Consider the following 20353-nt stretch of genomic DNA (forward strand, 5'->3'; position numbering starts at 1 on the left):
TGTACAATCCACGATGCACCGAACACACACAGAGGCTGCCGTGGACTACGCCTATCTCGAGACGTTGCGGCGTCAGCATCCGGCCTGGCGCCTGCTCCTCGCCGATCATGCCCCGCTGGTCATCAGCTTCCTCCACGAGCGCTTCATCGCACCCAACATCCGCAGCCTGCCCGAACAGGATATCGCCACGCAGCTCGATGACACGCTCTATCGCCTGCGCGAGACGGTCGGCGAGTCGGCCTTCCCGAGATCCGCGCTGGACTATCTCTCGGACTGGGCCGGCGATGAGCGCGGCTGGCTGCGCAAGTACTATCCGGCGAACAGCGATGAACCGCACTACGACCTAACACCCGCGACCGAACGGGCCATCCAATGGCTCTCGGGTCTCGAGGAACAGGCATTCGTCGGGGCGGAATCCCGGCTCAAGCTTGTATTCGATCTGCTCGATCAGCTCGTCCGGGGGGCCGAATCCGATCCGGCGGCCCGCATCCGCGACCTCGAGCGGCGGCGCGCGGCAATCGATCAGGAAATCGACGAAATCCGCGCCGGCCGTATGGCCACAATGGACGACACCCAGATCCGCGAGCGATTCCTGCAGATGGCCGCCACCGCACGCGGTCTGCTCAGCGATTTCCGACAGGTCGAGCAGAACTTCCGCGCCCTCGACCGCGAGGTGCGTGAACGCATCACAACCTGGGAGGGCAGTAAGGCCGACGTGCTTGAAGACGTCCTCGGCGAGCGCGACGCCATCACCGATTCCGATCAGGGACGCAGTTTCCGCGCCTTCTGGGACTTTCTCATGTCGCCGTCTCAGCAGGAGGCATTCGTCGATAAGCTCGACCAGGCCCTCGCACTGGAACCGATCAGTGCGCTCGAGCCGGATGAGCGACTGCGGCGCATCCACTACGACTGGCTCGCCGCGGGTGAGGCAACACAACGCACCGTCGCCCGGCTCTCCGAGCAATTGCGGCGCTATCTCGACGACAAGGCCTGGCTGGAGGACAAACGGATCATGACCGTGATCCGCGGGGTCGAGCAGCACGCGCTGGCCGTGCGGCATCAACCGCCTGCGTTATCGCTCAGCATCGACGAGCCGGCACCGCGGGTGGAGCTCGCGATGGAACGACGCCTGTTCACACCGCCCGCCAGGCCGGTCGTGGAATCCGATACGCTCGCGGTCGGCGAGGAGACTGTCGCCACCGATGCCCTGTTCGAACAGGCGTACGTCGACCGGCAGCGGCTCCAGGCCAACATCCGCCACGCGCTGCAGACCCGGGACCAGATCAGTCTCGCCGCACTCCTCGACACCTACCCCCTCGAACAGGGACTCGCGGAGCTCATCACCTACGTCAGTCTCGCAACGGACGACGCCGATGCCGCGATCGACAGCGACCGTGAACAGGCCGTCACCTGGACCGATGCGAGCGGCGTGCCGCGACGCGCGCGCCTCCCCCTCATTCTATTTACCCGGTGAGCGCCATGACTGACTCCCCGACCGGCAACGACTCCGATAACCGCTTCTCAAGCATGCTGATCACGCTCTTCAAGGGCGTGCTCTACCAGGATCAGCACCCGCAGTACTGGCAGACACTGCTCGACCACGTCGCACGGGTACGCGATTACGTCCGGGTGCTTGGTCTGGAGCTGACACTCGACGAGGCGGAGGGCTACGCCTTCCTGCGCCACCGTGAGCCGGATGATCCGGCCGAGGAACGGCCGCGGCTGGTCCCGCGCCGGCAGCTCGCCTATCCGGTCAGCCTGCTACTCGCGCTGCTGCGCAAAAAGCTCGCCGAGCACGACACCGCCGGCGGCGATCCGCGACTGATCGTCTCGCGGGACGACATCGTCGACATGGTTCGCGTGTTCCTGCCGGCATCCGCGAATGAGGCCAAACAGGTCAACCGCATCGATTCGGACCTCAACCGCGTGGTGGAACTGGGATTTCTCCGCCGGCTGCGCGGCCAGCCGAATCAGTTCGAAGTCCGCCGTATCCTCAAATCATTCGTCGACGCCCAGTGGTTGGCCGATCTGGATACCCAGTTGGCCGCCTACCGTGAGCACGTGGCGGATGACGAGGCATAACGGCAGGCCGCAGGCCGGTACGACATCGGCGGTTATTCCCCGCCATGACTGCCAACGGCTAGACTGACACCCCATGGAATCACAGCCCCTCGATTTTGCATCCCACGCCGGGCGCGCCGGCTTCCGGCTACACCGGATGGCCGTCTACAACTGGGGCACCTTCCACGACCGGGTCTGGTGTATTGACCCGAACGGCGATAACAGCCTGCTCACCGGCGACATCGGCTCGGGCAAGTCCACCCTCGTGGACGCGCTCACCACACTGCTCGTACCCGCCCAGCGGATCACCTACAACAAGGCCGCCGGCGCCGAGGCACGGGAGCGCAGCCTGCGCTCGTATGTACTGGGCTACTACAAATCCGAACGCGGCGAGACGGATGGCGGCAACCGACCGGTGTCACTGCGCGATCACAACAGTTATTCGGTGATTCTCGCCCGGTTCCACCACGAGGGCTTCGACCTCAGCGTCACGCTCGCGCAGGTGTTCTATTTCCGCGAACGACAGGGGCAACCGGAGCGCTTCTATGTCGTGGCCGACCGGCCGCTGGCGATCACCGAAGACTTCGCCGGCTTTGGCAGCGACCTGAACGCCCTGCGCAAACGCCTGCGCGAGACGCCCGGCGTTGAGGTTTTCGACACCTTTCCGCCGTACAGCGGCGCATTCCGGCGGCGCTTCGGGATCAGCTCGGAACAGGCCCTGATGCTGTTCAGCCAGACGGTGTCGATGAAGTCCGTCGGCAATCTCACCGACTTTGTGCGTCAGCACATGCTCGAGGCCTTCCCGATTGATGAGCGCATCCGCGCGCTGATCGAGCACTTCGATGATCTCAACCGCGCCTACGAGGCCGTGCGCACGGCGCGTCAACAGATCGAGCAGCTCGCGCCGCTCATGGCGGACGCCGATGATCATGCCAACGTCACTGATGAGGTGGAGGCGCTCAAGGCCTGTCGCGAGGCCCTGCATCCGTGGTTCGCGAGCCTTAAGGGCGGGCTGCTCGATAGCCGCCTGGGACATCTCGCGCAGGCGATCGCCCGCGCTGAACACAGCCTCGAAACACTGGGTACGCAACGGAGCGAGCAGCGCGCCCGGCGTGACGAGCTCCGCCAGGCCATCTCGGATAATGGGGGTGACCGGCTGGAGCGGCTGAAAACCGAAATCGCGGGCAAACGGGCCGAGCGCGACGAGCGCCAGACCTACGCCCGCGAGTATCGCGCCCTCGCCTATCGCCTGGACCTGCCGGATGCCGAGGATAGCGGGACATTCACCGCCAACCGACAGGCCCTGGACTCAGTGCTGAGCGCCGTCGAGTCCGACGCGGCGCAAGTGCAGGAGGCGATCACCGAGGCGAGCGTCAAGCGTCGCCAGCTCGCCGACGAGCATGCGGCCATTGCCAGCGAGCTTGAGTCACTGCGGGCGCGCCGCTCCAACCTACCGGCGGCCATCCTCTCGATCCGCGACCGGCTGTGCGAGGGGCTCGGCCTGGACGCCGATGAGGTGCCGTTCGTCGGTGAGCTCATTCAGGTCCGCGACGCCGAACGCGACTGGGAAGGGGCCATTGAGCGGGTCCTGCATCCCTTCGGCCTCTCGCTGCTGGTACCGGATCAGCGGTATCCAGCGGTTGCCGATTGGGTCGAGCGCACCCATCTGCGCGGGCGGCTGGTCTACTATCGCGTCCGCGATGCGGCGTCGAGCGGCCACGCGGATCTGCGGCCCGACTCGTTGGTCCACAAACTCGCCATTCAGCCTGAGTCGCGATTCTACGCATGGCTTGAGCAGGCACTCGCACGGCGTTTTGACTATGCCTGCTGTACGGAGCTCCAGGCCTTCAGGCGTGAGACCCATGCACTGACGCGCGCCGGTCAGATCAAGGCCGGTGGCGAGCGCCACGAGAAAGACGACCGCCACCGGATCGATGACCGCACCCGCTTCATCCTCGGCTGGAGTAATCAGAACAAGATCGAGGCCCTCGAGCACACCGCGGGCGCGCTCTCGCAGCGCATGCAGTCGCTCGATGAGCAGATCGAAGCGCACCGGCGGGAGGCGCAGGCGCTGCAGGCGCGCCGCGACAGCATTCAGGCACTCGCGCGATTCACCGATTTCGGCCAGATCGACTGGCAGCCACTGGCCACAGCCATCGAGCGGCTCGAGGCCGAATACGAGACCCTGCAGGCGCAATCAGATCGGTTGCGCATCCTGCGCGAACAGTTCGACGCGCTCGAGCAGACGATCACCGAGACCGATGCCGCCATCGATGCGGCCAATCGCGAGCACAGTGCCATCGAGCAGAAGCGCGAGCAGGCCGAAACCCTCAAGGCGGACTGCGAGACGCTGCTGGCCGCGACACCTGAGACGGCGCAGACCACCTACTTCCCTGAACTCGCCGCGATGCGCGATGAGGCGTTGGGCGAGCACACCCTCACGGTCGAGTCCTGCGACAACCGCGAGCGGGACATGCGTGACTGGCTGCAGCAACGGATCGATGCGCGCGAAGCACGCGTGAGGACCCTGCGCGATCGTATCGTCGGCGGGATGCGGGATTTCAACAATGCCTGGCCGCTGGAGACCCGGGAGGTGGATGCGAGCATCGAAGCGGTGGCGGAATACCGGACCATGCTCACCCAGCGTCAGGCCGATGATCTGCCCCGCTTTGAGGCGCGTTTCAAGGCGCTGCTCAATGAGAATACAATCAACGAAATCGCCGCGCTCCAGAGCGAGCTCAACCGCCAGAGCGAAATGATCCGCGAGCGCATCGAGACGATCAACCGATCGCTGCACACGATTGAGTACAACCCCGGCCGCTACATCAAACTCCTCGCCGAACCGGCCATCGACGCCGATATCCGTGAGTTCCGCCAGTCTCTGCGGGCCTGTACCGAAGGGGCGATGACCGGCTCAGAGGATGAACAGTACTCGGAGGCGAAATTCCTTCAGGTCAAGGCCATCATCGAGCGCTTCCGCGGCCGCGAGGGGACGAGCGAGGCCGATCAGCGCTGGACACGCAAGGTCACGGACGTACGCAATGCATTTGTATTCGCGGCATCCGAACGCTGGCGTGAAGACGATTCCGAGGCCGAACACTATGCCGACTCCGGAGGCAAGTCCGGCGGGCAGAAGGAAAAGCTCGCCTACACGGTGCTCGCGGCGAGCCTCGCCTATCAGTTCGGCCTGGAGTGGCATGCCGAGCGCTCGCGCTCATTCCGGTTCGTGGTCATCGACGAGGCCTTCGGCCGCGGCTCGGACGAATCGGCGCGCTATGGGCTGGCATTGTTCCAGCGGCTCAACCTGCAGCTCCTCATCGTCACACCGATGCAAAAGCTCCACATCATCGAACCCTTCGTGGCAAGCGTGAGCTTCGTTCATGCCAACGAGCGTCACGAGTCCGTCCTTCGCAACCTCACCATCGAGGCCTTTCGGGCCGAGCGGGATGCTCGACGATCCAGGTCATGACAGCCAAGTGGACCCAACCCGCCGATCTCCGCGATCAGCTCCAGCGCTTCTGGGACAAGGGGACCTGGCTCGCCGCTCACGTGACCGGCGAGCCACTGTTCCCCCTTGAGCTGCGACTCAGGCGCCCGGCCGCCCGGGACATCGCTGAGCAGTTCGGCGCGGTCAGCGACTGGGTCCGCGCCCTGCGGGCGGGCAGCCGGGAACATCGCGGCTGCGGTTATGCCATCACCTGGCAACGGGTGACCAACCGTGTCCAGGGCGCGAACGATCTGCCGACGGGCATCAGCGTGCCGACGGAGGCCGATGGGCTCGCGCTCATCGGCCGGCGCCGCGACGTCGAGCGCTTCTGTGCGTTGCGGGATGAGATGCTCAATCGCCACCCGCGGCTCTCGGACTGGCTCATGCGCCGCCCGCTCACGGCCCTGGCGCATGCCGACGAGTGGCCCCGACTGCTCGCGATCCTCGATTATTTCGTCGCGAACCCGCGGCCCGGCGTCTATCAACGCCAGCTTGATATCCCTGGTGTCGACACCAAGTTCATCGGCGAGCGGCGCCGGTTGCTCGGCGAGCTACTCGACGCGGTGCTACCGCCGGCCGCCATTGACGCCAGCGCCACCGGTGCGAACGGGTTTACGCAGCGCTATGGCCTGCGCCAGCGCCCGACGCTCATCCGCTTTCGCGTGCTTGACCCATCACTCGCCATCGCTGGTCTGACCGACCTGAGCGTTCCGGTGGATGACTTCGCCGCGCTATCCATCCCGCCGGGGCCTGTGTTCATCACTGAAAATGAGATCAACGGGCTGGCATTCCCGGCCTGCCGTGGCGGTCTGGTCATCTTTGGGCTGGGCTACGGGGTGGAGGCATTGAGCGCCGTTCCCTGGCTGCAGGAGCGGCGCATCGACTACTGGGGGGATATCGATACCCACGGCTTTGCCATTCTCAACCGGCTGCGCCATCATCTCCCGCAGACGCGGTCGCTGCTCATGGACCGGGAGACGCTGGACACCCACTGGGCACTCTGCGGCCAGGAACCGGCCTCGCGGCGCTTCACCGGCTGGCTCGAGCATCTCACCGCGGAGGAGCAGACCCTCTATCAGGCGATTCGGGACAATACGCTGGGCGACTGCCTGCGCCTTGAACAGGAGCGGATCGCGTTTGGCGCGGTGCAACGGGCGGTGGCAGCGATCACTGGCGCGTCAATGGGGACGAACTGAAGGATATGACCTATAAAGCATATCTGCACTTTATGCGCTCCATCACATATTGGCGATATCCATCATCGAGAATGGGGCAAAGGCCTCAAAGCTCTCTTCGATCCTCGCTGTTCTCGCTGCACTCGATCTCGAGCTCAGGGTCGCTGAGCGCTCAAAATGGCAGCCGCAGGATATTGAGGCGCTTTTCTAATCGCCGCTGCGGGCAACAGGCTGGCCAATCCGATGACCGGCCATGTTCCCGAAAGATGTGTCACAGCACTAATGTCGGTACATTACGCGCTGATCACCGACGACCGGACCCATGAATTGACCACCACCAACACATCCAACCCACCCACACCAACGCCGCCGACGGTACCCCTCACCCGCAGCGAGCAGTTCATCACCGCCGCGGTGTTCCTGTTCCCGGCGCTGGCACTCACCGTGCCGGATGGCTACTCCATCGGCGCGGTGGCACTGCTCATCGCGGCGATCACCCACCTCGTCGCCAACCGTCGAACCTGGGCACAACACCCGCCCCTGCCGGGTGCCGTCAGGGCGGTGATCGCGTTCATGATCCTCTACGCGCTCTTCTGGATGGGTGACGCGGCCCTGCGCGGCGAGGGTGTACGCGAGTTTGACCGGCCCAGCCGCTTTCTGCTCGCGGCGTTCTGCCTGAGCGTCTTCGCCCGGGCGCGTATCCAGCAGGGCGCGCTGTGGCTGGGTCTGGCGGTGGGAGGCATCGGTGCCGGAGGGGTTGCGTTATGGCAGCGAATGATCGAGGGCATCCCGCGCCCATCGGGCTTTTCGCAGATCATTCAGTTCAGCAACGCTAGCGTTCTCATCGGTCTGATGTGCATGGCCGGCCTTCTCTGGGCGATGCGCCTGCCCACCGACCACAACCGTCCAAACGTCCAGAGAACGCTGCTCATCGTCACCCTTATAGTCGGGGCTGGCGGCGGTCTGATCGGGGCATTGCTGCCGAGCACCCGCGGCGCCTGGCTCGCTTTCGCCCCTGCACTGCTCATCGGGCTCTGGGTCACCGGGTCACTGGGGCGCGGGCGACGCCTCATGCTGATAACCGCGACGATGATCCTGCTCACCACCGCCGCCACCTATCTCCTGTCCACCGCCAGCACCGACACCCCGCCTCCCGGCAACACGGCGGACACCACAGCCGCCGCGGCACCCGAGCATCCCCTCGCTCCCGCGGTCCGCGCCCGCAGTGTCGAGCTTCGACTGGAGATGTGGAAAGGCGCCTGGCAGCTGATCCAGGCCCGGCCGATGCTGGGCTGGGGCGAGCTTGGCTACGTAAGCAAGACCGGCTCCCTGGGAGCGGCGGGCGTGATCGACCCGGTCGCCGCCGACTTCACCCATGCCCATAACGAATGGCTGAACGTGATGGCGAAAAAGGGCATTGTGGGCGCCACGATCCTGCTTGGGCTCTACCTGTCGCCCCTCATTGTCTTCAGCGGTGTGTATCGGCGAGGTGAACGCGACCGCCGTGAGGGACTCGCCGGCCGAATCGCCCTGCCCACCGCCGGGCTCATCTTCACGCTCGGTCTGATGGCGACCGGCATGACGCAGGTGAACTTCAACCACAATATCGGCGTGATGGTCTATGCGTTTATGACGGCCGTGCTGGTCGGCGCTGTCAGCGATGCGAATGAATCCCGCGCGTCCTGACGCTCAAAACCCACCACGCACTCACCGAGCATCCGCTCAGCCGCCTCCACATCCTGCTCCCGACAAGCCGTCTCCAAGCACTCCAGACACTCGACGATGCGTCCGACGGGCAGACACTCCTCCCGCGCGCGCTGGATCATCGGGTGATCGGTGTGCTCACAGTTTTCACCGAGCAGGAGCTCCTCGAAGAGCTTCTCGCCCGGGCGCAGGCCGATATACTCGATCGGGATATCACCGTGCGGGTTCTCCCGGTCCCGAACCGTGAAGCCGCTCAACTGGATCATCCGTCGCGCCAGCTCATGGATACGGACCGGTTCGCCCATATCCAGCACGAACACCTCGCCACCCTTCGCCAGCGAGCCGGCCTGAATGACCAGGCTCGCCGCCTCGGGGATGGTCATGAAATAGCGTGTGACATCGGGATGGGTAATGGTGACCGGCCCACCCTCGCGGATCTGCTCACGAAACAGCGGGATGACCGAGCCCGAGGAGTCAAGGACATTGCCGAACCGCACCATGCTATAGACCGTTGTCGAGGCCTCTGCGGCCAGCGCCTGAACACCGAGCTCAGCGATGCGTTTGGTCGCGCCCATGATGCTCGTCGGCCGGACGGCCTTGTCCGTGGAGATCAGGACAAACGACCGCACGCCAGCCGCCTCGGCCGCAGCCGCCGTATGCCAGGTCCCGAAGGCGTTGTTGCGGATCCCCTCGAGCGGGTTGGCCTCCACCAGCGGGACATGCTTGTAGGCGGCGGCATGATAGACGGTTTCGATGCCGTGGTTGCGCATGCACTCGGTCATGCGCCGGCGATGCACCACCGATCCAAGCAGCGGGATGATCTCGCAGTCATGGCCATGGGTCTTGGCGAGGGCGCGGAGCTCGCGGTCAATGCGATAGAGCGCCAGCTCCGAGCGCTCGAAGATCGCCAGGCGCCGGGGGCGAAGCTGGATGATCTGGCGGCAGAGCTCACCCCCAATGGAGCCTCCCGCGCCGGTCACCATGACCGAGCGTCCGGTGATCGATCCCTCGAGCAACTGCTGATCCGGGTCGACCGGATCGCGACCGAGCAGGTCCTCGATATCCACCTCGCGCACATCCCGGAGCCGCGCGGAGCCGGTCACTAGATCGGTCATGCTGGGAATCGTGCGGACATGCACCGGATAGCGCTCGAGTGCCTTGATGATGGAGCGGCGGCGTTGGCGAGAAACCGACGGTAACGCCACCAGCACCGAGTGGATGCTCAGGCGCCGGATCAGCCGATCCAGCTCGCTCGACGGGTACACGGGCACGCCGCGCACAAGCGTGCCATGGAGCTGGCGGTTGTCATCGATGAAGGCGACCGGGATATGTTCACCCGTGGCCATCAGCGAGCTCACCAACTGCAGCCCGGCCGCGCCGGCGCCATAGATGGCCACGGGCTCCTGATTGCCGCGCGAGCGCGCATAGTGCTGATGCCACGCCCGCACCAGAAAACGGCTGCCGCCGATGAACAGCAGGCCAATCAGCCAGTAGATCGTGAGGGTGGTCCGCGGAACGGCGACGAGGTCACCGAGCACCACGATCAGGATGAACGCCAGGGTCGAGAGGGTCACCCCGCGCACCACTGACCAGACATCGGAGGGGCCCATGTGCCGAAGGACCGAGTTGTACATCCCAGAGATGTAGAAAAGCGGCAGGCTGATCGCCGGCAGGAGGAGGTGCAGGTACCAGAACTGGTAGAACTTGACCGAGAACCCCTCGCCCATGCGCAGTGCAAACGCCGCCCAGACCACGAATGCCATCATCAGGGCATCCCCGACCAGCATGGTGGCGCGTTTTTTCGGTCGGCCCATTGTTCAATCCCTGCGTATCAATCCCTTGAGTGGATCCGGTCCCCGCGTCCCGCGCCGGTCACCGTCCGCACAATGTAGCGGAAATACGCCGGCAATGAGAACGAGCGGAGCATGCGCGCGTCCCACTCGGCCAGTCGTTCAGGTTCGGTCATATCGATGCCATGGATCTGGGCAAGCCCGGTGATCCCGGGGCGATGGATGAATACGCCCTGCGCCGCGCGCGCCTCGATCAGGGCGCGCTGCTCGGGCAGACAGGGGCGGGGTCCGACCAGGCTCATGTCGCCCTTGATCACGTTCCAGAGCTGCGGCAGTTCATCGAGTTTGGTGCGGCGCAGGAAACCACCCAGTCGGGTCACGGCCGAGGTATCGGCCAGATGGGTAGCGACCGAGGGTGTATCCAGGCGCATGGTGCGGAACTTCACCAGTGTGAAGGGCCGTTGATGTCGACCGACCCGCACCTGACGGAACAGCGGCGACCCGGTTTCTGCGAAGCCAACCAGGAGCACAGCGAGGAAAATCGGTGACAGGACCAGACCGCCGATCATTGACAACGTCAGATCCAACGCGCGGATGGTCCCACGCTGGATCATTTCGACTCGCCTTGGGCGCTGGACCGCAGGACCGCCTCGCGCAGCCCCGCCTCGACGGGGCGCGGCGGCACCCAGCCGAGCCGCTCACGTGCTCGTGCCGTGTCGACAGTCAGTGATCCGAGCAACCGCTCGGCGAGGTCGCGACGTCGAATCAGCCGGGCGCTCGCCCACAGCAGCCTCGGCGGGACATTGAAGAGCCTCGGCGAACGACCCGCGCCTGCGGCGAGCACCGTCAGTAGCTCGCGGGTCGAGACAGCTCGATCATCAGCAACGTGGAAGACCCCCTCGGCGGCTTGGCGATGCATGAGGGCATGCTCGATGAAATCAACGAGGTTGTCACGGCCAAGCAGGTGACGACGGTTGGTCGTCGCCGCGGCCAGCGGCAATGGCCGCCCAGAACAGGCCCAATGCAGGAGCCGGCCGATATTGCCCGGCGCACCGGGTCCGTAAACGAGGGGCGACCTAATGATCGTAACGCGCATGTCACTGCCCGTGGCGACCTGGTACAACGCGGTCTCCGCCTCATGCTTGCTCTGCGCGTAAGGGCTCGCCGGCGCGGGTGGATCGGCCTCGGTGAGCGGTATTCTGCTCGCCGAGCCAAGCACGCCGATGGAGCTCAAAAAGATAAAATGCCGGATCCCGGCGGCCTGGGACTGACGGGCCAGATTGACGGTAGCCGCGACATTCGCTGGACGAAGCCCATCAAGCCCCGTCCCAGCCGCCTGCTCATGGGCCTTCGCGGCGAGGTGGACCACCGCGCCGCCGGGCACCAGCCAATCGGTCCAGTCCGTGTCGGCTGCCGGTCGGGGCAGGCGCGTGGTGAGCGGATAACCCGCCGTGGCAAGGGCGGGCATAAGCGCGCGGCCGATGAACCCGCTGGCCCCGGTGACGAGGATCGGTGTTGACGCATCCGTCATAGCCTGTCGCGGTCATCGCGCCCGGTCGCGGGGGTCTGCAGATTGTAAACGGCAATGCTGAGGGACATGACTCTTAGGATACTCCGGCTCGTGTGGTTGGGTCGGCCTCATCATCGCCATCCAGATAAACATGCATCTCGGCGTTGAGCATGCGCTCGGCCAGCGCCTTTTTGAGTTCGCCAGCTGGTGACTCGAAGTCCGTCCGCCGCGCCGCCAGCGTCACACTCGCGGATCAGCTCGTCGAGAATATCCCGCTTAATGCCGTGGGTGTGCTTCTTATGTGGCGTGGGTTTATCTCCCTGGCGGGTCTATCGTACGGCTAACATACAGAACTCGCTCCACTCCCACGGTGCCTGCGTCACCCTACAACCGCCCGTCCACATCACCCGCCGCCAACGCGTACTTAACATCAAAAAGGTACCCACCAGGCTTCAGCCACTCCCGGATCCCCGCGGCACCCCGCTCAACCAACGCACGGTGCGCCACCGTCAGGATCGCCGCGTCATAACCGTCGTCGCGCGCCAGTGCCTCTTCATCCACCAGCGTCACCCCGAACTCGGCCTTCGCATCCGCTGCATCCACCACCGGGTCATGCACGACCACGCTCGCCCCGTAGTCCTCCAGCTCCCGAATAATGTCGATCACGCGGGTGTTGCGCAGGTCCGGAGTGTCTTCTTTGAACGCCAGGCCCAGCACGAGGATGCGCGCCTCGGGGATGCAGACACCGCGCTGGATCAGGCCCTTGACCACCTCGTGGGCGACATGGGCGCCCATCCCATCGTTCAGCCGCCGGCCGGCCAGGATCATCTCCGGATGATGACCCACGGCCTGGGCCTTGTGCGTAAGGTAGTAAGGGTCCACGCCAATGCAGTGGCCACCCACCAGGCCCGGACGGAAGGGCAGGAAGTTCCACTTGGTGCCGGCAGCCTCCAGCACGGCCTGGGTATCCAGCCCCAGGCGGTTGAACAGGATCGCCAGCTCATTCACAAGCGCGATGTTTACGTCCCGCTGGGTGTTTTCGATGACCTTGGCGGCCTCGGCCACGGCAATGCTCGGGGCCTTGTGGGTGCCGGCGGTGATGACCCGGGCATACAGCCCGTCGACGAAGTCAGCGACGGCCGGCGAGGAGCCACTGGTCACCTTGACGATATCCGCCACTCGATGGGCCTTGTCGCCGGGGTTGATGCGCTCGGGGCTGTAGCCGGCATGGAAGTCCTCGCCATAGGTCAGCTCGGATACCCGCTCAATCACGGGGATGCAGTCTTCCTCGGTGGCACCGGGGTAGACGGTGGACTCATAAATGACCACGGCGCCGGGCTGGATGACCTGACCCACCGTTTCACTGGCCTTCAGCAGCGGAGTGAGGTCCGGTCGGCGACTGGCGTCGATGGGCGTGGGCACAGTGACCACGAACACATTGCAGCCGCGCAGCGCCTCAAGGTCGCTGGTGTAGCGCAGGCCATTCCCAGCGGCGGTCGCCAGCTCGTCGGCATCCAGCTCTTCGGTCCGGTCCCGGCCCGCTTCCAGCTCGGCGATGCGGCGTGCATCGACATCAAAACCCACCACGGGATAGGCCTGCGAGAACGCCGCCGCCAGCGGCAGGCCGACGTAGCCAAGGCCGATCACGGCGATGCGAGGATGCGTTGGTAGATTCACGGGATTAACTCCACTCGGGATCTGCAGCCACGCGCCGGCGCAACTCCGCGATCTCAGCCTGCAGCGCCTCGTACTCCGCCTCCTTGCGGCGCAGGAACCGCCAGGTCATGCGGGTTTTCTCCTCGATGCCTTCGGGCGTGAGCAGATAGGCGTAGCGCATCTTGCGCGGGTTGTGCTGGAAGTTCTGGAGCTTGACCAGACCCTTGTCCATCAGCGCGTGCAGGCAATAGTTCGTCCTGCCCAGGCTTACACCCAGCTCGCGGGCCAGGGCGCGCTGGCTCAGGTTGGGATCGGACTCAAGCGCCTGAAGCGCCCGCAGGGGCAACGCATCGTCGAGCGAAGTGGTCTTGTTAGTCACTGTTTTTTAATTGCTTTTCTGAGAAAGAGGAGGTAGTCAGGCACGCTACCGCCAAGTCGCGCTCATCGATTTTTTGAGGCGACAAATCAGAGTGTGAACGCATTCATAGGCTCGGATCAAAGGGCTACCCCGCCAATGCTAGAAGGCAACGCGCGTAGGCGGAGTCCACCTCGGCGCTGCACTTCTACGCCGGGAGCGTCTGATCCAGGAAACGCCTGGCCCTGGAGCTCCCCTACCGATGGGATGCTAACCCCGCGCCAGCGACGCCTCGGGGAAGACCATGGTCTGCGGCTGTTTCATGACCTCAAGCAGCAGCATGACCCGATCCTCACCACGCCGGCCATAGAACAGCCCCTGGTGACCCGCGAACGCCCCTTCCTGGATCACCAGCCGATCACCTTTCTGATAGTCGGCCTGGGGCGTCGGGATACAGCCCACTTCATCGACATTGCGGCGCAGACAGTCGATGACGGGTTCCGGGACCGGCGGGACGTGATCGCCCCAGCGGACCATGCCAGCGACGCCCCGGGTCGAGCGGATGGGCGCCCAGTTCTGGCTGACGTCATCAAGGTGGATGAACAGATAGCGCGGGAACAGCGACTCAATGAGGGTCGTCATCGCCCCCCGGCGCTTGCGCCGAACACGGTGCTTGGGCCGGAATACCTCGAACGCCTGATGGTCGAGGTGCAGTTCGGCGCGCTCATCCTCGCGCGGTTTACAGTAGATGGCATACCAGCGTTTCACGCGTGATCCCCCTCCGCGTTCAATCCGTGAACAGGTTGAGACACGAATATGCCCACCGACGGGCGGTATAACAACCCCCACCCTCGGCCCGCCAGCCCTCACTGGCGACTGCGACCGTCACCGGGTATCGTTTCGGCCATGAAGATTCTTGTCACCGGCGCCGCGGGATTCATCGGCTATCACACCTGCGAACAGCTACTCGCCCGCGGCGACACCGTGGTGGGGCTCGACAACCTCAACGATTACTACGATGTCAGCCTTAAAAAGGCACGCCTGGCGCGTCTGATGGCCCATGAGGACGACGGGCCCGGCGGTTTCCGGTTTGAGCGGCTGGATCTGGCCGATGCGCCGGCCATGCGGGCGCTGTTCGAGCGCGAGGGCTTCGATCGGGTCATCAACCTGGCCGCCCAGGCGGGGGTGCGCTACTCGCTGGACAACCCCCAGGCCTATGTCGACAGCAACGTCACCGGGTTCGTCAACGTGCTCGAGGGCTGTCGGCACACCGGCGTCGGGCACCTGGTCTATGCCTCCACCAGTTCAGTCTATGGCGCCAACACCCACATGCCGTTCACCGAGCATGAGCCGGCCGACCATCCGCTGGCCATTTACGGCGCGACCAAGCGCGCCAACGAGCTGATGAGCCACAGCTACGCGCACCTCTTTGGCCTGCCCTGCACCGGGCTGCGGTTCTTTACCGTCTATGGCCCCTGGGGCCGACCGGACATGGCGCTGTTCCTGTTCACCCGCAAGATCCTCGCCGGCGAGCCCATCGAGGTGTTCAACCACGGCCACCACCAGCGCGACTTCACCTTTGTCGAGGATATTGCCGAGGGCGTGATCCGCGCCTGCGACCAGCCGGCCACCGGCAATCCGGACTGGGACAGCAACGCCCCCGACCCGGCCACCAGCGCCGCGCCCTGGCGGCTGTTCAATATCGGCAATAACCAGCCGGTGCAGCTGCTCGACTACATCCGCGTCCTCGAGGAGTGCCTCGGCCGACGCGCCGAGATGCAGATGCGCCCCCTCCAGCCCGGCGACGTGCCCGACACCTGGGCGAGTGCCGACGACCTCAAGGACGCCGTCGGCTATCAGCCCTCAACCCCGGTGGAGACCGGGGTACGCCGCTTTGTGGACTGGTACCGGGGCTACTATCAGGTCTGATCAGTCAGCATACTTTCCAGATCGGTGGCAATTTCTTCCAACCGCTCCACCGCCTGCGCCTGCTCGGCGGCCAGATCGTCGCTGCCCGGCGCGCCCAGATACTCCAGATAGATCTTGAGCTTGGGCTCGGTGCCGCTCGGCCGGATGCTGACGTGGCACCCGCCGGCCAGATCCAGCTGAATCAGATCCGATGCCGGCAGCGGAATGGGCTCGGCATCGCGGCCGTCCGGGGCATGACGCTGGGCGGCCACATAGTCGTGCACGCGCTCCACCGCCAGGCCGGCCACCGCGGCCGGTGGCTCGCGGCGCAGGGCCTGCAGGTGGCCGTTCATGCGCTCGCGGGCATCATCGCCGCTCAGCTTCAGGCTGACCTGGCGGTTCACTGACAGCCCATGGCGGCGGTAGAGCGCCTGCAGCTGGGCATACAGCGTGGTCCCCGCGGCCTTCGCGGCGCGGGCCATCTCGGTGACCACCGCCGCCGTGGCGATGCCGTCCTTGTCGCGCACCCGCCGGGTGGGGCAGAAGCCGATGGCATCCTCGTAGGCAAACAGCAGGTGATCGCCGTCCTGCTCACGTTCCAGCGCCCGCTTCCACAGCCACTTGAACCCGGTCAGCGTCTGCTCGTAACCCACGCCATGGTGGGCGGCCAGACGCCCCAGCAGGCGCGAACTGACCACGGTGTTCATGACAAAGCCGCGGGCCACGTCGGCCTGGCGCATCAGGTAATCCCCCATCAACGCGCCGGTCTGATCCCCCATCAGCACCTGCCAGTCGCCGTGCCCGTCGGGCAGGGCTACGGCCAGCCGGTCGCCATCGGGGTCGGTGGCAAGCGCCACCTCCGCATCGACCGCCGCAGCGCGGGCGGTCAGCTGATCCAGCGCCCCGGGCTCTTCCGGGTTGGGAAAGCGCACAGTGGGGAAGTCGCCATCCGGCGCGGCCTGGGCCTCGACCTCCACCAGCTCAATCCCGCCCTGGTCGGCGAGCACGCCGCGGACCAGATCACCAGCCACCCCATGCATGGCGCTGTAGGCCACCCGCAGCGGCGGAGTCGGGTCGGCCACGGGCCGGGCGATGGCCTGCCGGTAGGCCGCGCGCAAGGCATCGCCGTGCACCCGCCAGTAGGGGCAGACCTCGCTGGCCTCGGCTTCGGCGGCGGCGATCTGCGGGATCTCCACCCCCGCGGGCAGGGCGCCCAAAGCCTGGGCGATGCGCTCGTCGGTGGGCGGGACAATCTGCACCCCCCGCGCGCCATAGACCTTGTAGCCCAGATACTCCGGCGGGTTATGGCTGGCGGTCAGCACCAGCCCGGCGGCGGTCTGCAGCTCAAGCGCGGCGAACGCCACCAGCGGTGTCGGCGCATAAGTGTCAAACACATGCACCCCAAGCCCCGCCCCGGCAATGGTCTGCGCCGCGGTTTCCGCCAGCGCGGCCGAGCCGTGGCGGGCGTCATAACCAATCACCACGCCGCGCTCGGCGGCGTCGGGCACTTCGGCGCGCAGCAGGTCCGCCAGCACCGCGGTCACCCGCTGGATCAGGCGGTGGTTCATATGCGCCGGGCCGGGGCCGGCCAGGCCGCGCAGCCCCGCGGTGCCAAAGCCAAGCGGCGGGTCAAAGCAATCGCGCACGTCACCGCGCTGGATGCGGGCGTCCAGCTCGGCCCGGGTCTGCGGGTCGGGGTCGGCATCGCGCCAGGCCCGGGCCCGGTCGAGCAGGGAAGGGGGGTTGGGGCCGTCCGTGGTCATGGTGTTTCGGTTATCCCGCCTCGTCGATCAGCTCAGCATAGCCGTCGGCGTCCAGCAGTTCATCCAGCGCGGCCTGGTCCACCACGCGCAGGCGGAACAGCCACCCCTCGCCATAGGGGTCGGTGTTGACCTGCTCGGGGTCGTCGGCCAATTCGTCGTGGGTGGCGACGATCTCGCCATCCAGCGGAGCGTAGATGTCCGAGGCGGCCTTCACCGACTCCACCACGGCGCAGGCCGCACCGGCCTCGACGGCGCCTTCCTCGCCGGGCAGCTGGATGAACACCAGGTCCCCGAGTTCGGCCTGGGCGTGATCGGTGATGCCGACGGTGACCATGCCGTCGCCATCATCGCGCACCCATTCGTGGCTGCTGGCATACCGCAGGTCGGCAGGAATCTCGCTCATGATGATCGCCTCTTAGTCCTGACACAGCGGCGGGACATCGCCGGCCGCTCCGGTCCCCTGTTTGAGTAGCAGCCGCCGGGCCGGGGGGAACAGGTCCAGCGCGGTCAGGCCGATATTGCGGATCGCCGCCAGTGGCGGCCAGTCATTGCTGAAAAGCCGCACCAGCCCGTCGGTGAAGGCATAGGTGCGCCGGTAATCGCCCTCGCGGGAGCGGGCATAGGCGCTCAGCACATCGGCATCGCCGGGGTCGGGGGCCTCGCGCAGGGCCTCGACCAGGGCCGCGACATCGCGCAGCGCCAGGTTCAGGCCCTGGCCACCCACCGGGTGCAGGGCGTGCGCGGCATTGCCGAGCACCACCGCGCGGTCGGCGGCGAAGTCGGTGGCGGTGACCGCGGTCAGCGGGTAGAGCGCCCGGCTGCCCACCGCCTCCAGCCGGCCCAGACGCCAGCCGAAGGCCGCCTGCAGGCGCGCAAGGAAGGTCGCGTCACTGGCCTCGTGAGCCATCCACTCGGCGGTCTCGGTGGGCAGCGGCCAGACAATCGAAACCGCCCCGTCGGCGGCCGGCAGCACCGCCAGCGGCCCTTCGGGCGTGAATCGCTCATAGGCCATGCCGTTGTGGGCCCGTTCGGCCCGCACATTGGCGATGATCGCACTCTGGCCATAATCGCGCTCGCGGGTGTCGATCCCCAGCGCCGCGCGGGTCGTCGAGCGCATGCCATCCGCCACCACCAGCAGCCGTGTCGTCAGGGTGTGTTCACCCCGGTCATCGGCAATGCGCACCCGACGGCCCACCAGGCGGGCGGGCTGGTCACTGCCGCCGCCGGCGTACTGGGGGTACGTGTCGATGATACGGGCGGGGCAGTGAACCGTGGCGGCGGCGGCCATCGCCGGGCGCAGCGCCTGTCCCAGCACCCGGTTAGGGGCGACATGCCCCAGCGCCGGCAGCCCCTCGGCCTCGGCGGTCAGGCGGGTGAAGCCGCCATGGCCACGGTCGGAGACGTGGATGCGGCGGATGGGCTCGGCACCGGCCTCGATGGCGGGCCACAACCCCAGGTGGGTGAAGAACCGCCGTGACGTGGGCGCCAGCGCGGTGTGGCGCTCGTCAAAGCTCGGCTGTCCGTCGGCTTTGGCCGGTACCGGCTCGATCACCGCCACCGACCGGCCGCTGTCACGCAGGGCCACTGCCAGGCTGGCGCCCACCAGGCCGCCACCGGCGATCAGCACATCAAAGGTGTCATCCGTTGTCATGGGCCATGGCCGCCTCAATCGCCTCGACGGTCTTCGGCACCGCCGCGGTCAGGTTGTCGTGGCCACTGTCGGTGACCACACAGTCGTCCTCGATTCTCACACCAATGCCCTGCCAGCGGGTGTCCACCGGACTGCCCGGCGGGATGTAGAGCCCCGGCTCAACCGTGACCACCATGCCCGGCTGCAGGGTGCGCCAGTCGCCGTCCACTTTATAGGGCCCGACATCATGCACGTCCATGCCCAGCCAGTGGCCAGTGCGGTGCATGAAATAGCGCCGGTAGTCTCCCGAGTCGATCAGCGCGTCAACATCGCCGGTCAGAAGACCCAGGTCCACCATGCCCTCGACCAGGACCCGGGTGGCGGCCTGGTGGGCGGCATTGAATGACTCGCCCGGGCCCACCCGCTCGAGGGCCGCCTGCTGGGCGGCAAGCACCACCTCGTAGACGGCGCGCTGCTCGGCGCTGAAGCGGCCGTTGACCGGTAGCGTGCGGGTGATGTCGGCGGCATAGCCCGCGAGCTCCACCCCGGCATCCACCAGCAGCAGGTCGCCGTCACGCAGCGCGTCCTGGTTGGCGATGTAGTGCAGCACGCAGGCGTTGGCGCCACCACCGGCGATGATCGGGTACGCCGGCTCGCCGTTGTGACGGCGAAAGTCGTAGAGCAGTTCCGCCTCGACCTGATACTCCATCATCCCGGGCTCTACCGTGGCCATGAGCCGGGTGTGGGCGTCCGCCGAAATCCGGGCGGCGGCGCGCAGCTGCTCAACCTCGGCCGGGGACTTGATCAGGCGCTCGGCATGCAGCAGCGGGGCCAGCGTCTCCACCGCCTGCGGGGCGCGCTCACCCACCTGCGCGCGGGCCTGACCCAGCCAGGCGATCAGCCGCTGATCGAACGTCTCATCGGCCCCCAGGTCACCGACCAGCGAGCGCCGGTCGGCCAGCAGCCCGGGCATCATCGCGTCGAGTTCATCGATGGGGTAAGCGGCATCGGCGCCGTAGTCCGACTGCGCGGCGGCCTGGCCGATGGTGCGCCCCTCCCAGGTCTCGCGCAGCGGGTCGCGTTCGCGCGAGAACAGGATGAACGCCCCCTCGGCCCGCCCCGGGGCCAGCACCGCCACGGCATCGGGCTCGATGAAGCCGGTCAGATAGCGGAAGTCGCTCGACTGGCGGAATGGATAGTCCACGTCGCGGTTGCGGGGGCACTCGCCGGCCCCGGCGATCACGGCGATGGCGTCATCGCCCATGCGGCTCATCAGGGCGGCGCGGCGGCGGGCGTATTCAGTGGCATCCATGG

Annotated in this window: 17 protein-coding genes; 6 read left to right on the top strand and 11 right to left on the bottom strand. The window is 66.3% G+C overall.

Annotated features, from left to right (window positions below; genetic code table 11):
* Positions 1 to 40: 40 nt before the first annotated feature.
* From FPL11_RS00645 to FPL11_RS00665, 5 genes are all read left to right on the top strand, one after another.
* A complete protein-coding gene (locus FPL11_RS00645; RefSeq protein ID WP_144347241.1) occupies positions 41 to 1474 on the top strand; it encodes a DUF3375 domain-containing protein in 1434 nt (477 codons plus the stop codon).
* Positions 1475 to 1479: 5 nt separating this feature from the next.
* Complete coding sequence (locus tag FPL11_RS00650) at positions 1480 to 2082, top strand: DUF4194 domain-containing protein (protein ID WP_144346821.1); 603 nt, start codon at positions 1480 to 1482, stop codon at positions 2080 to 2082.
* A gap of 73 nt (positions 2083 to 2155) precedes the next feature.
* A complete protein-coding gene (locus tag FPL11_RS00655) occupies positions 2156 to 5530 on the top strand; it encodes an ATP-binding protein (RefSeq protein ID WP_144346822.1) in 3375 nt (1124 codons plus the stop codon).
* Positions 5527 to 6744 (top strand): DUF3322 domain-containing protein, encoded by a 1218-nt coding sequence (locus FPL11_RS00660; RefSeq protein WP_144346823.1) that lies wholly within the window; start codon positions 5527 to 5529, stop codon positions 6742 to 6744. The genes FPL11_RS00655 and FPL11_RS00660 overlap by 4 nt, the downstream gene beginning before the upstream one ends.
* A gap of 261 nt (positions 6745 to 7005) precedes the next feature.
* Positions 7006 to 8409, top strand: coding sequence for an O-antigen ligase family protein (locus FPL11_RS00665; protein WP_159308520.1), 1404 nt, complete (start codon positions 7006 to 7008; stop codon positions 8407 to 8409).
* Here FPL11_RS00665 and FPL11_RS00670 read toward each other — a convergent pair.
* From FPL11_RS00670 to rfaH, 7 genes are all read right to left on the bottom strand, one after another.
* Positions 8343 to 10241: a polysaccharide biosynthesis protein gene (locus tag FPL11_RS00670; RefSeq protein ID WP_144346825.1), complete on the bottom strand. Its 1899-nt coding sequence runs from the start codon at positions 10239 to 10241 to the stop codon at positions 8343 to 8345. The two genes, FPL11_RS00665 and FPL11_RS00670, sit on opposite strands and share 67 nt — an antisense overlap.
* A gap of 17 nt (positions 10242 to 10258) precedes the next feature.
* Entirely contained in the window at positions 10259 to 10831 is a 573-nt protein-coding gene (locus tag FPL11_RS00675; RefSeq protein ID WP_144346826.1) for a sugar transferase, read from the bottom strand.
* Positions 10828 to 11748: an NAD-dependent epimerase/dehydratase family protein gene (locus FPL11_RS00680; protein WP_144346827.1), complete on the bottom strand. Its 921-nt coding sequence runs from the start codon at positions 11746 to 11748 to the stop codon at positions 10828 to 10830. Before FPL11_RS00680 ends, FPL11_RS00675 begins: the two co-directional genes overlap by 4 nt.
* 73 nt (positions 11749 to 11821) lie before the next feature.
* Positions 11822 to 11971 carry a hypothetical protein gene (locus FPL11_RS10050; protein ID WP_159308521.1) on the bottom strand — a complete coding sequence of 50 codons (150 nt, stop codon included), beginning with the start codon at positions 11969 to 11971 and terminating at the stop codon, positions 11822 to 11824.
* 140 nt (positions 11972 to 12111) lie between these two features.
* Positions 12112 to 13404, bottom strand: coding sequence for a nucleotide sugar dehydrogenase (locus FPL11_RS00685; RefSeq protein ID WP_144346828.1), 1293 nt, complete (start codon positions 13402 to 13404; stop codon positions 12112 to 12114).
* A gap of 4 nt (positions 13405 to 13408) precedes the next feature.
* The gene (locus tag FPL11_RS00690; RefSeq protein WP_235013491.1) at positions 13409 to 13762 is read right to left on the bottom strand and encodes a MarR family EPS-associated transcriptional regulator; all 354 of its coding nucleotides are present in this window, start codon (positions 13760 to 13762) and stop codon (positions 13409 to 13411) included.
* Positions 13763 to 14008: 246 nt separating this feature from the next.
* Complete coding sequence (rfaH, locus tag FPL11_RS00695) at positions 14009 to 14506, bottom strand: transcription/translation regulatory transformer protein RfaH (protein ID WP_144346829.1); 498 nt, start codon at positions 14504 to 14506, stop codon at positions 14009 to 14011.
* 138 nt (positions 14507 to 14644) lie between these two features.
* Here rfaH and FPL11_RS00700 point away from each other — a divergent pair, with 138 nt between their 5' ends.
* The gene (locus tag FPL11_RS00700) at positions 14645 to 15667 is read left to right on the top strand and encodes an NAD-dependent epimerase (protein ID WP_144346830.1); all 1023 of its coding nucleotides are present in this window, start codon (positions 14645 to 14647) and stop codon (positions 15665 to 15667) included.
* Here FPL11_RS00700 and FPL11_RS00705 read toward each other — a convergent pair.
* The 4 genes from FPL11_RS00705 to FPL11_RS00720 are packed head-to-tail and all read right to left on the bottom strand — an operon-like array spanning position 15658 to position 20351.
* A complete protein-coding gene (locus FPL11_RS00705; RefSeq protein ID WP_144346831.1) occupies positions 15658 to 17409 on the bottom strand; it encodes a phospho-sugar mutase in 1752 nt (583 codons plus the stop codon). The genes FPL11_RS00700 and FPL11_RS00705 overlap by 10 nt on opposite strands.
* 10 nt (positions 17410 to 17419) lie before the next feature.
* Positions 17420 to 17812, bottom strand: coding sequence for a glycine cleavage system protein GcvH (gcvH, locus tag FPL11_RS00710; RefSeq protein ID WP_144346832.1), 393 nt, complete (start codon positions 17810 to 17812; stop codon positions 17420 to 17422).
* A gap of 12 nt (positions 17813 to 17824) precedes the next feature.
* Positions 17825 to 19060, bottom strand: coding sequence for a 2-octaprenyl-6-methoxyphenyl hydroxylase (gene ubiH, locus FPL11_RS00715; RefSeq protein ID WP_144346833.1), 1236 nt, complete (start codon positions 19058 to 19060; stop codon positions 17825 to 17827).
* The gene (locus FPL11_RS00720) at positions 19047 to 20351 is read right to left on the bottom strand and encodes an aminopeptidase P N-terminal domain-containing protein (RefSeq protein ID WP_144346834.1); all 1305 of its coding nucleotides are present in this window, start codon (positions 20349 to 20351) and stop codon (positions 19047 to 19049) included. The genes ubiH and FPL11_RS00720 overlap by 14 nt, the downstream gene beginning before the upstream one ends.
* Positions 20352 to 20353: the final 2 nt, after the last annotated feature.

It is taken from the genome of Spiribacter aquaticus (genome assembly GCF_007625215.1).
Lineage (GTDB): Bacteria > Pseudomonadota > Gammaproteobacteria > Nitrococcales > Nitrococcaceae > Spiribacter > Spiribacter roseus.